This is a genomic window from Pseudomonas sp. 9Ag (genome assembly GCF_902506445.1).
Taxonomy (GTDB): Bacteria; Pseudomonadota; Gammaproteobacteria; order Pseudomonadales; family Pseudomonadaceae; genus Stutzerimonas; species Stutzerimonas stutzeri_AB.
Genome location: NZ_LR733836.1, coordinates 4,400,002 through 4,413,410 on the forward strand (window position 1 = coordinate 4,400,002; position 13,409 = coordinate 4,413,410).

Genomic DNA, 13,409 nt, shown 5'->3' on the forward strand with positions numbered 1-13,409 from the left:
CGACCATGCGCTCGATCCTCGTACTGCTGCACCGCTACATTGGACTGGCGACGGCGCTGTTTCTGTTTCTCGCCGGAATCACTGGCAGTGTGTTGGCCTTCCATCATGAGCTGGATGAATGGCTTAATCCCGAGTTCTATCACACCGCCAGCGAAGGCCCGGTGCTGGCGCCGGGGGCGCTGGTCGACCGGGTAGAGCAGGCCAATCCGCGCATGCAAGTCTGGTACATGGAGTTTCCGGACGAGCCGGGGCATGCCGCGCTGATGGCGTTGGTACCGCGCAATGATCCTGCAACCGGCAAGCCTTATGAAGAACAGCCGGTGGTGCATTACCTCGATGCGGTGACTGGCGATCTGGTTGGCACACGCTATTGGGGCGAGTGCTGTTTTTCCCGGCAGAACCTGGTGCCGTTTCTGCTGGAGTTTCACTACAACCTGACGCTGCCGGGCAACTGGGGCCTCTGGCTGATGGGTATCGTCGCAATCTTCTGGACCCTCGACTGTGTCGTCTCGCTGCTGCTGACCTTTCCGCGTGGGCGGCCGTTCTTTGGCAAGTGGAGAACCGCCTGGAAGATCAAGCGCCAGCGGCTCAACCACGACGTGCATCGCGCCGGCGGGCTGTGGCTTTGGTTGCTGCTCACCCCGGTCGCCATCAGCAGCATCGCCATGAACCTGCCTGAGCAGGTCTTCAAACCGGTGGTGTCGTTGGTATCAACGGTGGAGCCGAGCGTTTACGCGGCGCGCGGAAAGCTGCCAAAGGACGAGTTGGGTGTGACGCAGTACGACTTCCATCGGGCCTATGACTTCGCCATGCAGCACGCCGCCGACCTGGGTCTGAGCGAACCCATCGGTGAGCTGTATTACAGCTTCGAGTACAACTTCTACGGTGCCGGATTCGGTGACCACGACAGCAACCAGGGCAATGCCTGGCTATTTTTTCACGGCAGCGACGGCACGCAATTGCTGGGACAGGAGATACCGGGGCAGGGCACCTTGGGTGAGCAGTTCCACATGCTGCAACCCGCGATACACGGCGGCCGGATCCTGGGTATGCCTGGGCGCATTCTGATCGCGGTATTGGGGTTGGCAATTGCCGTGCTGTCGGTGACTGGCGAGGTGATCTGGTGGCGCAAGTTGCGCGCCAGACAGCTTGCAGCAAGCAAGCGCAGAGCGACGTTGCAGGCCACCTGATAACCGCCGTAGGCGATGAGCCAACGTAGGGTGGATCACGTTTCACCGATCCACCAGGCGGTGTGTGCAACCTACATGACCGCGAGGCCATGCAGGCCGTACGTTAGGAGCCCACCACCTGCGCGGCGCAGCTCCAGAGTTCCAGCGCGGGCTGGGCCGCTTTTGGCGGGCCCAGCCATTCGCTCAAGGCGTGGCAACGCTGGTCGAAACACAATTGGTAATCCCCTGCTTCGGGGGATCGCCCCACTCGCAGCGGTTGCAACGGCGGCATCTGGCGCTGGTAGTGCCAGGCCCCGTCACGCAGTTCGGCGCCATCCGGGATTTCCATCCCGGCGCCTGAACCCTTGACCCGCGCTTCGCCGAGCAGCAGCCCGTCCGGCGTCACGCGGTAATCCTCTTCCCAGCGGATCTTCTCGATGGTGTGGTTCCAGGCCAGGGTGAAGTCGGCGACGGGTACCTCCGCCCACACCACCCCGGCCAGCCCCAGACAGAGTCCGATCACGCCAGTACCGGCCCGGCACGACGGGCACGCACAATGTGCTGTGCGAGCAACAGAAGGCCAATACCGAAGCCGATTTCATCGGTGATCGGCATGGCCATGATCAGCGTCGCGCCAGCGGCGAAACCAAGCACACGCTCCCACCAGGCCAGCGGGCGCTGCAGGTAGCCAATCGTGGCGACGCCCCAGAGTCCAATGGCGAAAGCGGCCTTGAGAACCATGTAAGCGGTCATCCACAGGCTGTCGCCTTGCATCATCAGCGAGGGGTTGTAGACCGCCATGAACGGCACCACGAAGCCGGCAATGGCGATGCGCACCGCCCACATGCTGATCTTCAGTCCGGTTTCCTTGGCGATCGGTGCCGCCGCGAAGCAGGCCAGCGCCACCGGCGGTGTGAGGTCGGCGAGGATGCCGAAATAGAACACGAACATGTGCGAGACGAGCAGCGGGACACCGAGGTCCAGCAGCGCCGGTGCGGCGATCGAACTGGTGATGATGTAGTTGGGGATGGTCGGAATGCCCATGCCCAGCACCAGGCAGGTCAGCATTGTCAGGATCAGCGAGAGGAACAGATTGTTCTCACCGACCGCGAGGATATAGCCGGCAAAGGTCGAGGCCACACCGGTCAGCGACACCACACCGATGATCACGCCGACCAGGGCGCAGGCAATGCCCACCGGTACCGCATGGCGTGCGCCCTCGACCAGCGCGTGCAGGCAGACCACCAGGGTGTCGCGTCCGCCCTTGATGAACCAGCAGATCGCCACCAGCACCGCGATGACCGCGAATATGACCCCGATACCGAGTTGGAAGAATCCGGCACAGAGCACGCCCAGTGCGATCCAGAAGGCAATGCGCAGGCCGAATGACGAGACTTTGAGGATGATTGCCGAGCCAAGGATGACGATCGCTGTCAGCGCCAGGCCGACCATTCCGGAGAACAGCGGCGTGCGTCCGGAAAACAGCAGATAGACCAGTACACCCAGCGGAATCAGCAGGTACCAGCGCTGCTTGACCGCGGCCATTGCGCTGGGGCACTCCTCTTTCGGCAGGCCTTTGAGGTTGGCGCGCTTGGCTTCGAGGTGAACCATCCAGAACACCGAGCCGAAGTACAGCAGGGCCGGAATCAGCGCGGCCTTGGCGACTTCGATGAAGGGCACGTTGATGGTTTCAGCCATGATGAACGCCACGGCGCCCATCACCGGCGGCATCATCTGGCTGCCCATCGAGGAGGTCGCTTCGACACCGCCCGCAAAAGCGGCCTTGTAGCCGAAGCGTTTCATCAGGGGGATGGTGAACTGGCCGGTGGTCACCACGTTGGCGACGCCGGAACCGGTGATGGTGCCCATCAATGCCGAAGACACCACCGAGACCTTGGCCGGGCCGCCCAGCTTGTGGCCGAACAGGCCCATGGCGAAGTCGGTGAACAGCTTGATCATCCCGGCCTGCTCAAGAAAGGCGCCGAAGAGGATAAACAGAAAGATGTAGGTTGCCGAGACGTAGGTCGGCGTGCCGTACAGGCCTTCGGTGCCAAAGGCGAGCTGGTTGACCATCTGGTCGATGCCGTAGCCACGGTGCGCGAGATCCCCGGGCAGATACTGACCGAGTAGCCCATAGGCGAGGAATATGGCGCAGATGATCGGCAAGGCGATGCCCATGACCCGGCGAGCGGCTTCGAACACCAGCGCGATCAGCAGGACGCCGACAGCGAAGTCCAGGCTGGTGAGGTCACCGGAGCGCTGGATCAGGTCGGCTTCGAAATACCACTGATAGAATGCCGTGCCCATGCCGGCCAGGGCCAGTACCCAGGCCAGCGGCTGCCAGGGGCGACCATTGCCCCCGGCGGGAAAATACAGAAAAACGACCATCAGCAGAAAGCCGACATGCCCCGCTCGCAGTACCTGGCTCGATACCGGGTGAAACGCCGCCATGACAATCTGGTAGATGGAAAACAGCAGGGCCACATAAAACAAAGCTTTTGGCCAATCGGCTGCGCTACCTGCCAGGCCTTCCTCTTGTTGTAGTTCGCTCATGAATTGCCTCGAGCCGATAAAGCGTGGTCGCGTAGAGCCGCTAACAAAACCTGCCGTGATTTCACGCTGGTTTTACTAGCGCCTCTTCAGATTCGGATTGGGCGAGCCGCAAGCGTCAGGACCGACGCCTGCGGTTCAGGTTGGGCAGCGCATGGGCTACCCAGGGCGTGATCAGAGCACGCCGGCTTCCTTGTAGTAACGCTCGGCACCCGGATGCAGCGGAATCGGCAGCGCCTTGGTCGCGTTTTCCAGCTTGATGTCCTTGGCAGCGGAGTGCGCATTGCCCAGCTGATCGAGGTTCTCGAACAGCAGCTTGGTCATCTGATAGGCAATGTCATCCGGCACGTCGGAATGGGTCACGAGGATGTTGGTGATGGCCACGGTTGGCACATCGGCTTCCTGGCCGTCATAGGTGCCTGCCGGGATATTGGCCGCCTGGTAGGCATCGTTGCCGATCTTGGCGACCACATCCTCTGGGATTTCCACGTAGTTCAGCGGCATGGTGGAAGCCAGGTCGCGGATCGCAGCCATGCCCAGGCCGGCCGACTGCAGAGTGGCATCGAGCTGGCGGTTCTTGATCAGCTCGACCGATTCGGCGAACGGAAGGTATTCGACCTTGCCCATGTCTTCGTAGCTCAGGCCGGCAGCCTTGAGAATGGCGCGGGCGTTCAGTTCGGTGCCGGACTTCGGCGCGCCGACGGAGAGCGACTTGCCCTTCAGGTCGGCCAGCGTCTTGATGCCGGATTCCTTGCTGGCAACGATCTGAATGTAGTTCGGGTAGCTGCCGCCGATGGCGCGCAGTTTCTTCAGGGGCGCCTTGAAGCCGGCGTCCTCGACGCCATTCCAGCCGTCAGCCACGGAATCGCCGAGGGCAAAGCCCAGCTCGCCACGGCCGGCTTGCAGCAGATTAAGGTTTTCGACCGAAGCCTTGGTTGCCTGCACGGAGGTTTTCGCGCCGTCGATGCCTTTGCTGTACAGCTGGGAGATGCCCACCCCGATCGGGTAGTACACACCGCTGGTGCCGCCCGTGAGGATGTTGATGAAGGTCGGGGCAGCGACTGCGGCGGTGCTGGCTGTGAAGGCCGCTGCGGCAGCGAGCAGGCTGAAGCGTTTGGTCAATCTCATGGTGTCTCTCCGTTTCGTTGTTATTGGTCTTGCAGAACTGACGATAGACGATCAGCTACAGCGCCAGGGCTGCATGCAAAGACAAGAAAAGGGAGACGGCGTCGGGCGTGCTTTCACGGAGGAGAGCAGAAGCGCTGTGCGGCTTTTCTTGTCATTGGTCGTCGCATCGGGCAGTTCAGACATAGCACGAGCTGTGCCACAAGCGCTGAAGGCTCTGTTCCAGCCCATCCGAGCCGGCAACAAGCCTCCATTGGCAACAAGTCGCTCATGATTGAAGGGGCTGTCGGCGGATTCTTGCCTATCGCTACACATGCCAGCAGCGAACCCTTGAGCCTGAGGGGCGTCGCAAAGAGATGAATTCACCGCGAACGAGACAGGGTAATGGCCAGCGAAATCAGTGCTAAGCAACTCGGGATCGATATCAGTCAGGGCGAAGGTGAACTGTTCAAGTGGTTCATCGCGAGCTTCCTGTTCGGCAAGCGCATCCAGCAGGATATCGCGGCGGATACCTATCGGGTGATCGTCGAGAAGCACCAGCGTGACACCCCGCGCAAACTCTGCAACTGCAGCTGGCAGGAGTTGGTAAACATGCTCGGCGAGGGTCGCTACGTGCGCTATGACGAGTCGACTGCCGAGCGACTACTCAAACTGTGCAACAAGCTCAACAGCGAATACGGCGGCAAGCTCGGCAACATGCGCGAGCAAAGCAAGGACCGCAAGGACCTGGAGAAACGGCTGGGTGAGTTCGAAGGGATCGGGCCGAAAACCGTAGAAATCTTCATGCGCGAGGCGGAAAAGGTCTGGTATTGAGGCGTGCCGACAGGCCGCGCTTGCGCTGCGGGCCGATCCGGCTAAAGTGACGCCAGCCCTCCAACGAAGCCCAATCCATGCGCGCCTTCCTCATTGCGTTCAGCCTGTTGCTGCCCGTGCTGGCTTCAGCCGCTCCGGCCCCTTATTACCAATGGCAGAGCAAGGCCGATGGCACGGTCATCTGTCGCCAGACCTCGCCGGGGCATGGCTGGGAGCTGCTCAACGGCCAGCCTTTCCGCGACCTCAACTGCAGCATGCCGGCTGGTCGTATAGATCGGCCCAACGCCGTGCCGGGCTTCTATCCGCAACCGGGCCGATGAAGGCGTTTAGCGGTCGATGATGCGCAGCAGCTTGTCGACCGTCTCTTGAAGATCGCCTGAATTGTCCAGCAGGAAGAGTTCGTCCAGCGAATCCTCGAAACGCGCATTACGCGCCAGCCGCGCCTCGATCTGCTCCGGTGTCTCGCGGTTGCGCTTGAGCAGGCGCTGGCGCAACACCTCCGGGCGCACGCTGAGCAACACCGCCAGCAGGGCCGGATAACGCCGGCGCGCCTGCTCCAGATATCCACGCGATCCGTTGACCAGCACATCCTCACCGGCGGCCAGCCACTGGTCGATCTGGATCGGGATGCCATAGGCCAGCTCGTTGGCGCGCCAGCTCATGGCGAAGGCACCGGCGCGTTCCAGGCGGTCAAACTCGTCATGAGTGACGGCCTCGGCGGATTCACCCACGGCCTCGGCCGAGCGGGTAATGACCCGCCGTGCGATTCGAACGCCGCGCTCGGCTAGGGCCTCGCGTGCCGCATCGAGCACGCTGTCCTTGCCCGAGCCGGAGGGACCAATGAGGTAGATCAACCTGCCTTCCATCAAAATCCTCGGTAACCTTGCATCTGTGAAGCCGACGCTGCAGCCTGCCAGATTTTCGCCGAGCCATCTCGTTATCTCGCCGCCCGCGATACCTAAACCCTAGATCCCGTAACCCATATGTTTGACCTGACTGCCTACCTTGGCCTGTTTGGCGCTGCCTTCGCCGCGGCCACGCTGGTACCTGCTCAGTCCGAGGCGGTATTGGTCGGGCTGCTGCTGCATGGCGGCTATTCAGCGACGGGGCTGCTGCTGGTGGCCACGCTGGGCAACGTGCTGGGCTCCTTGGTCAACTGGCTGCTCGGCCGCTCCATCGAACGCCTGCGCCACAAGCGCTGGTTTCCGGTCAGCGAGCAGCAGCTGGAGCGTGCCCAGCGGCAATATCACCGCTTCGGCCGCTGGTCGCTGCTGCTGAGCTGGGTGCCGATCATCGGCGACCCGCTGACAGTCGTCGCCGGTACGCTGCGGGAGCCGCTGTGGAGCTTCCTTTTGCTGGTAACGCTGGCCAAGGGCGGCCGCTACTTGCTGCTCGCCAGCGTGACACTGGGGTGGTTCTGAGCGCCGCCATGCCGAATCGTTAACCTCAGCGTAACGAAACACCTCAGTGCTTGATTGATGACCTTCCGGTCACACTCCTACTGTGCGCTCCACAAAGCGGAAAACCTGTGGAGTCAGCATGACAACAACAATCTCCCCACCGCCGCAGTGGTCGCGTCGCCGAGCCGAAAAAGCTCGCCGTGTCGATCAGGTGCGCAGCCTCGCCGACGGCGTGGTGCTGCCGGGCGAGCGGATCGTCGAGGCCCTGGAACTGCTAATCGCCCCCGGTGATCGTGTGGTGCTCGAGGGCAACAACCAGAAGCAGGCGGACTTCCTTTCCCGCTCGTTGGCCAAGGCCGATCCCGGAAAGCTGCATGACCTGCACATGATCATGCCGAGCGTCAGTCGCGCAGAGCACCTGGATCTGTTCGAACGGCAGATCGCGCGCAAGCTCGACTTCTCCTTTGCCGGCCCGCAGAGCCTGCGCATCAGTCAGCTGCTCGAAGACGGCCTGCTGGAAGTCGGTGCCATCCACACCTACATCGAACTCTATTCGCGCCTCCTGGTGGACCTTATCCCCAATGTCGCGCTGGTCGCCGGCTTCCAGGCCGACCGCCACGGCAACATCTACACCGGGCCGAGCACCGAAGACACCCCGGCACTGGTCGAGCCGACCGCGTTCAGCGATGGCATCGTCATCTTCCAGGTCAACGAGATCGTCGACGAGTTGCCTCGCGTGGACATCCCGGCCAGCTGGGTGGATTTCGTCGTGGTCGCCGACAAGCCTTTCTATATCGAGCCACTGTTCACCCGCGACCCGCGCCACATCAAGCCAGTACACGTGCTGATGGCGATGATGGCGATCCGCGGCATCTACGAAAAACATAACGTGCAGTCGCTCAACCATGGCATTGGCTTCAACACCGCCGCCATCGAGCTGATTCTGCCGACCTACGGCGAATCCCTCGGCCTGAAAGGCAAGATCTGCCGCAACTGGACGCTCAACCCGCACCCGACGCTGATCCCGGCGATTGAGACCGGTTGGGTGGAAAGCGTGCACTGCTTCGGCACCGAGCTGGGCATGGAGAACTACATCGCCCAGCGTCCGGACGTGTTCTTCACCGGCCGCGACGGCTCGATGCGCTCCAACCGCATGATGTGCCAGCTGGCTGGGCAGTACGCGGTGGACCTGTTTATCGGCGCTACCCTGCAAGTCGATGGCGACGGCCATTCCTCCACCGTGACCCGTGGCCGCCTGGCCGGTTTCGGTGGTGCGCCGAACATGGGCCACGACCCGCGCGGTCGCCGCCATCCGACCCCGGCCTGGCTTGACATGGCCATGCCCGGTGGCGAAGCCCCGGTGACCATGCTCGAGCGCGGCAAGAAGCTCGTGGTGCAGATGGTCGAGACCTTCCAGGAGGGTGGCAAACCCACCTTTGTCGAACAGCTCGACGCGGTCGAGGTGGCGAAGAAGAGCGGCATGCCGCTGGCGCCGATCATGATCTACGGCGACGACGTCACCCACCTGCTCACCGAGGAAGGCATCGCTTACCTGTACAAGGCGCGCTCGCTGGAAGAGCGTCAGGCGATGATCGCCGCGGTGGCCGGCGTCACCAGCATCGGCCTGCGGCACAACCCGAAAGACACCGAGCGCATGCGCCGCGAAGGGCTGATCGCCCTGCCGGAAGACCTCGGCATCCGTCGCAACGACGCGACCCGCGAGCTGCTCGCCGCCAAGAGCATCGCCGAGCTGGTCGACTGGTCCGGCGGCCTCTACAACCCGCCTGCCAAGTTCAGGAGCTGGTGATGAGCGCACTCATTGCAAGACAGGCGCAGCCAACCCTGGCCGAGCGCCTGGCGGATCTGGCAGTGCAGGCGCTGATCGACGAGGCCGACCTGTCGCCCAAACCGGGGCTGGTCGACCGACGCGGCAACGGCGCGCACGACGATCTGCATCTGGGTCTGATGCACGCTTCGGCGCATGCGCTGTGGCCGGTGTTCAAGGCGATGGCTGAAGCGGCGCAGGAAGTTGGCGAAGTCGGTCAGCCCTTGCGCGAAACCCTCGGCCAGCTGGGCCGCGACGGTGAAGCCGAGATGCTCCGCGTCACCGGCGGCGTGAACACCCATCGTGGCGCGATCTGGGCGCTGGGGCTGCTCAGCGCAGCGGCGGCGCTACAAGGCGACGCGCCTGACGTCAGAAGCATTGCAGCAACGGCCGCGAGGCTGGCCCGCTTGAGCGATCCGGCTGCGCCGCATAACCCGGACAGTCACGGCGCGCGTGTCTGCCATACCTATGGCGTGCTCGGCGCCCGCGAACAGGCGCAGCACGGCTTTCCCGCCGTCATCGAACAGGGCCTGCCGCAACTGCTGGTGAGCCGCCGCGGTGGGGCAGGCGAGCAGAACGCCCGACTCGATGCGCTACTGGCGATCATGACCGAGCTGAGCGACACCTGCGTGCTGCATCGCGCCGGCCTCGATGGGTTGAACCGCATGCAGCAGGGCGCCCGCGCCGTGCTCGATGCCGGAGGTGCCGCCAGCCTTGCCGGTCGCCGTCAGCTGCGCGCACTGGAAGGCGAGATGTTGTCGCTGCGTGCCTCGCCGGGCGGTGCCGCCGATCTGCTCGCTGCCACCTTATTCCTCGACCGTTTGACGCCTTCGTTGGCGCCGACTGGGAGCAACTGAACATGGAAACCCTGTCTTTCGAATTCGCCGCCGGGCAACCCGCCCGCGGCAAAGCCCTGGTCGGCGTGGTCGGCTCGGGTGATCTGGAAGTGCTGCTCGAGCCGGGCCAGGCCGGCAAACTGGCCATTCAGGTGGTCACCTCGGTCAATGGCGCCGAGCAGCGCTGGCAGCAACTGTTCGAGCGGATGTTCCGAGAGCAGAACCTGCCAGCACTGAACATTGATATTCACGATTTTGGGGCCACACCCGGCGTAGTCCGTCTGCGTCTGGAGCAAGGGTTGGAGGAGGTCGGCCATGACTGATTCGTCTGCTGACAATGTGGCCCGTTTACTCAAGTCGCGCAGCTTCGTCGAGCTTGGCGCCCGCCATCGTGCCCGCGCGCTGCTGGACGAAGGTAGCTTCCGCGAACTGCTCGATCCGTTCGACCGTGTGACTTCGCCTTGGCTGCCAAAGCAGGGGATCGTCACCCAGGCCGATGACGGCGTGGTGGTTGCCAAGGGCACCATCGACGGCCAGCCGGCGGTGATCGCCGCCATTGAGGGCGCATTCCAGGGCGGCAGCATGGGCGAAGTCGGCGGCGCGAAGATTGCCGGCGCGCTGGAACTGGCTGCCGAAGACAACCGCAACGGTATCCCGACTCGCGCAGTATTGTTACTGGAAACCGGCGGCGTGCGCCTGCAGGAAGCCAACCTGGGCCTGGCCGCCATCGCCGAGATCCAGGCGGCGATCGTCGAGCTGCGCCAATATCAGCCGGTGATTGGCGTGGTCGCCGGCTCCGTCGGCTGCTTCGGCGGCATGTCCATCGCCGCCGGGCTGTGCAGTTATCTGGTCGTCACCCGTGAGGCCCGCGTCGGCCTCAACGGCCCGCAGGTGATCGAGCAGGAAGCCGGTCTCGACGAGTACGACTCGCGCGACCGCCCCTTCATCTGGAGCCTGACCGGCGGCGAGCAGCGCTATGCCAGCGGCTTGGTGGATGCCTACGTCGCTGACGACACCGACGCCATCCGCGAGCAGCTGCACGAGCTGTTCGCCCTCGGCAAGCCCGTTCAACCGCGCAGTCGCCGCCACGCCTGGTTCCTCCAGCGCCTGGCCGACGTTGATACCCGCACGCAGCTCGATGCTGCCGCCGTGCGTGCCCTCTACGAAGGAGAAGTCAGATGAGTCGTGGACTGAACTGGTTGCAAGCCTTGGCCGGCGGTCAGGCGCTGTCGGGCTACGCGGCCTCGGTAAAGGTGGTCGATGGCACCCTCGGTGATCGTTCCGCCCGCTTTATCGCCGTGGTGCCGGATGCCGAAAATCCTTTCCCACGTGCCCGCAACGGCGAAGTCGGCCTGTTGGAAGGCTGGGCGCTGGGTCAGGCGCTGGATGAGGTGATCGAGGCGGACCGCGACAAGGCGGACAAACGCGTGGTGGTCGCGATCGTCGACGTGCCGAGCCAGGCCTATGGCCGCCGCGAAGAAGCGCTGGGTATTCATCAGGCACTGGCCGGGGCGGTGGACGGCTATGCCCGTGCGCGGCTGGCCGGGCATCCGGTGGTCTCGCTGCTGGTCGGCAAGGCCATGTCCGGCGCCTTTCTCGCGCACGGCTACCAGGCCCAGCGGATCATCGCCCTGCGCGATCCGGGCGTGATGGTGCACGCCATGGGCAAGGCCGCCGCGGCGCGCATCACCCTGCGCAGCGTCGAGGAGCTGGAAGCCCTGGCCGAATCTGTGCCGCCGATGGCCTATGACATCGACAACTACGCGACCCTCGGTTTGCTCTGGGAAACCCTCTCGGTGAACAGCATCGAAGAGCCCGCGCAGCACGACCTGCAGCGAGTTCGCGATTGCCTGGTTAAGGCCGTCGAAGACATCGGCAGCAGCACGGATCTGCGCGGCCGTCTCGGTGCGCCGAACCGTGAAGCCTCGTCACGCGTGCGCGAGCTGCTGCGCGCGCAGTGGTAGCAAACATCTGATACGGCCGTAGCCGCCAAACCGATCAGCGACTCGACAACAACAATCACGAGGAGGCTGTAGATGCACGACACGACACGCCCCCATGACCTGCTCTGGGGCATGACTCCAGCACAGTTGCCCGCCGACGCGCCCGACTGGGCGCATGAGGTGCTCATTGCCGGCCAGCCGGTGGTGGTTCGCCGGGCCATGGTGGCGAGCGGTCAGCTTGCGGTGGGCCTGCGCGGCTCCAGCCGTGATCAGCGCTACGCCTCGGTGATGCCGGCCTGCGCGGTGCTGCGCAAGGTGCGTCCGGAGCAACTGGTCGAGCGGCTACCGGTGAGCGACTTGCCCGCGCTCCTTGCGCTTAAGCAGCTGAAGCCGAATATGGATGCGCTCGGCCTCTGCTGGGGCGTGACCGGCTCGGTCGGCTTTCAGCTGGCGACAGGGTTGCCAACGGCCCATGCCGACAGCGACCTCGACCTGCTGCTGCGTACGTCAATCGAGCTGCCCCGGCATAAAGCACGCTCGCTGCTGGGGTTGCTGGACCGGGCCGCCTGCCGCGTCGACCTGCAGTTGGAAACGCCATCCGGCGCCATTGCCTTGCGCGAGTGGGCAGGCAGCGCCCGCCGGGTTCTGCTCAAGTGCGCCACCGGCGCACGCTTGGTCGAGAACCCCTGGGATCAGGCGGATCTGGTCGCATGAGCAGCCTGTTCGCCTTTCCCGGTCAGGGTGCGCAAAAGCCCGGCATGCTGCATCGCCTGCCGCAGGAGCCCGAGGTGCTCGAGTGCCTCGCTGAGGCTGGCGAAACCTTGGGGGAGGATGCCCTCGCCCTGGACAGCGAAGCGGCGCTGAGTTCCACCCGCGCCGTGCAGCTATGCCTGTTGATTGCAGGCGTCGCCGGCGCGCGGCTGCTGATGCGGGGCGGCGAGTCGCCGGACTATGTCGCGGGGCTGTCCATTGGCGCCTATGCCGCGGCGGTGGTAGCGGGTGCGCTGGACTATCGGGACGCCGTCGGGCTGGTCGCGCTGCGCGGCGAGCTGATGCAGAACGCCTACCCTGAAGGCTTCGGCATGACCGCCGTGATCGGATTGGATCTGGGCTCGGTCGAGCGGTTGCTGGCCGAGGTGCATGACGAAAGCACACCGGTGCATCTGGCCAATATCAACGCCGACAACCAGATCGTTGTCGCTGGCGCGGACGCTGCCATGGCGGCTGTCGCCCAACGTGCGAAGGCGTTGGGCGCGTCGTGCGCCAAGCGTCTCGCGGTGAGCGTGCCGTCCCACAGCGCCTTGCTGGAAGAACCCGCCGCTCAGCTTGCCGAAGCCCTCGCCAATGTCCCGCTTCGCGCGCCCCGTATCCGTTATCTGAGCAGCACCACTGCCCGACCCATCGCCGATCCTGAGCGTTTGCGTGACGACCTCGCCTTCAACATGTGTCGCGTCGTCGACTGGCACGGCACCCTGCGCACCGCCTACGAACGCGGCGTGCGACTGCAAATCGAATTGCCCCCCGGCTCGGTACTGACCGGCCTGGCGCGGCGGGTTTTTGAACAAGGTACGCTGATCGCCTTTGACGGCGCCCGGTTGGACACACTGGACGCCTTGCTGCGTCAGGAGGGCAGCCAGAGCCGATAGATCGCGTGCAACTCAGAGCGAGCCGTACTCGCCACTGTTCGATGGATAAAAACAACGACCTCGACAACACACGCGCATTGGAGCCGGCATCGCCGGGGCTGA

General features: G+C 64.0%; 15 protein-coding genes. 11 read left to right on the plus strand and 4 right to left on the minus strand.

Annotation, left to right across the window (positions count from 1 at the left end; genetic code table 11):
• Window positions 1-5 precede the first annotated feature (5 nt).
• A complete protein-coding gene (locus tag ALTERO38_RS20215) occupies window positions 6-1,190 on the plus strand; it encodes a PepSY domain-containing protein (RefSeq protein ID WP_159969490.1) in 1,185 nt (394 codons plus the stop codon).
• A 103-nt stretch (window positions 1,191-1,293) separates the two neighbouring features.
• On the opposite strand, the gene ALTERO38_RS20220 is transcribed toward ALTERO38_RS20215, so the two are convergent.
• The 3 genes from ALTERO38_RS20220 to ALTERO38_RS20230 all read right to left on the minus strand — a co-directional run bounded on the left by ALTERO38_RS20220 (window position 1,294) and on the right by ALTERO38_RS20230 (window position 4,847).
• Entirely contained in the window at window positions 1,294-1,692 is a 399-nt protein-coding gene (locus ALTERO38_RS20220; protein ID WP_159969491.1) for a DUF1850 domain-containing protein, read from the minus strand.
• Window positions 1,689-3,722 carry a TRAP transporter permease gene (locus ALTERO38_RS20225; RefSeq protein ID WP_159969492.1) on the minus strand — a complete coding sequence of 678 codons (2,034 nt, stop codon included), beginning with the start codon at window positions 3,720-3,722 and terminating at the stop codon, window positions 1,689-1,691. Before ALTERO38_RS20225 ends, ALTERO38_RS20220 begins: the two co-directional genes overlap by 4 nt.
• A 171-nt stretch (window positions 3,723-3,893) precedes the next feature.
• Complete coding sequence (locus tag ALTERO38_RS20230) at window positions 3,894-4,847, minus strand: TAXI family TRAP transporter solute-binding subunit (protein ID WP_159969493.1); 954 nt, start codon at window positions 4,845-4,847, stop codon at window positions 3,894-3,896.
• 381 nt (window positions 4,848-5,228) lie between these two features.
• On the opposite strand from ALTERO38_RS20230, the gene ALTERO38_RS20235 reads away from it, so the two are divergent.
• Together ALTERO38_RS20235 and ALTERO38_RS20240 are read left to right on the plus strand one after the other, a co-directional pair.
• Window positions 5,229-5,657, plus strand: coding sequence for a DNA methylase (locus ALTERO38_RS20235; RefSeq protein ID WP_159969494.1), 429 nt, complete (start codon window positions 5,229-5,231; stop codon window positions 5,655-5,657).
• Window positions 5,658-5,734: 77 nt separating this feature from the next.
• A complete protein-coding gene (locus ALTERO38_RS20240; protein WP_148925694.1) occupies window positions 5,735-5,977 on the plus strand; it encodes a hypothetical protein in 243 nt (80 codons plus the stop codon).
• Between the two features lie 6 nt (window positions 5,978-5,983).
• Here ALTERO38_RS20240 and phnN read toward each other — a convergent pair whose 3' ends face one another.
• The gene (phnN, locus tag ALTERO38_RS20245) at window positions 5,984-6,523 is read right to left on the minus strand and encodes a phosphonate metabolism protein/1,5-bisphosphokinase (PRPP-forming) PhnN (protein WP_148925693.1); all 540 of its coding nucleotides are present in this window, start codon (window positions 6,521-6,523) and stop codon (window positions 5,984-5,986) included.
• Between the two features lie 117 nt (window positions 6,524-6,640).
• Between phnN and ALTERO38_RS20250 the strand changes: the two genes are divergently transcribed.
• The 8 genes from ALTERO38_RS20250 to mdcH all read left to right on the plus strand — a co-directional run bounded on the left by ALTERO38_RS20250 (window position 6,641) and on the right by mdcH (window position 13,307).
• On the plus strand, window positions 6,641-7,078 hold the full coding sequence (locus ALTERO38_RS20250; RefSeq protein WP_148925692.1) for a YqaA family protein: 438 nt from the start codon (window positions 6,641-6,643) through the stop codon (window positions 7,076-7,078).
• A 118-nt stretch (window positions 7,079-7,196) separates the two neighbouring features.
• On the plus strand, window positions 7,197-8,864 hold the full coding sequence (mdcA, locus tag ALTERO38_RS20255; RefSeq protein WP_159969495.1) for a malonate decarboxylase subunit alpha: 1,668 nt from the start codon (window positions 7,197-7,199) through the stop codon (window positions 8,862-8,864).
• Window positions 8,864-9,739, plus strand: a complete 876-nt coding sequence (locus ALTERO38_RS20260; RefSeq protein WP_159969496.1) for a triphosphoribosyl-dephospho-CoA synthase — start codon at window positions 8,864-8,866, stop codon at window positions 9,737-9,739. Before mdcA ends, ALTERO38_RS20260 begins: the two co-directional genes overlap by 1 nt.
• A gap of 2 nt (window positions 9,740-9,741) precedes the next feature.
• Window positions 9,742-10,041 (plus strand): malonate decarboxylase subunit delta, encoded by a 300-nt coding sequence (locus ALTERO38_RS20265; RefSeq protein WP_014818584.1) that lies wholly within the window; start codon window positions 9,742-9,744, stop codon window positions 10,039-10,041.
• Complete coding sequence (locus ALTERO38_RS20270) at window positions 10,034-10,900, plus strand: biotin-independent malonate decarboxylase subunit beta (RefSeq protein ID WP_159969497.1); 867 nt, start codon at window positions 10,034-10,036, stop codon at window positions 10,898-10,900. The genes ALTERO38_RS20265 and ALTERO38_RS20270 overlap by 8 nt, the downstream gene beginning before the upstream one ends.
• Window positions 10,897-11,682 (plus strand): biotin-independent malonate decarboxylase subunit gamma, encoded by a 786-nt coding sequence (gene mdcE, locus ALTERO38_RS20275; protein ID WP_159969498.1) that lies wholly within the window; start codon window positions 10,897-10,899, stop codon window positions 11,680-11,682. Before ALTERO38_RS20270 ends, mdcE begins: the two co-directional genes overlap by 4 nt.
• 72 nt (window positions 11,683-11,754) lie before the next feature.
• Window positions 11,755-12,375 (plus strand): malonate decarboxylase holo-ACP synthase, encoded by a 621-nt coding sequence (locus ALTERO38_RS20280; protein WP_159969499.1) that lies wholly within the window; start codon window positions 11,755-11,757, stop codon window positions 12,373-12,375.
• Window positions 12,372-13,307 (plus strand): malonate decarboxylase subunit epsilon, encoded by a 936-nt coding sequence (gene mdcH, locus ALTERO38_RS20285; protein WP_159969500.1) that lies wholly within the window; start codon window positions 12,372-12,374, stop codon window positions 13,305-13,307. The genes ALTERO38_RS20280 and mdcH overlap by 4 nt, the downstream gene beginning before the upstream one ends.
• The last annotated feature ends 102 nt before the right edge of the window (window positions 13,308-13,409 follow it).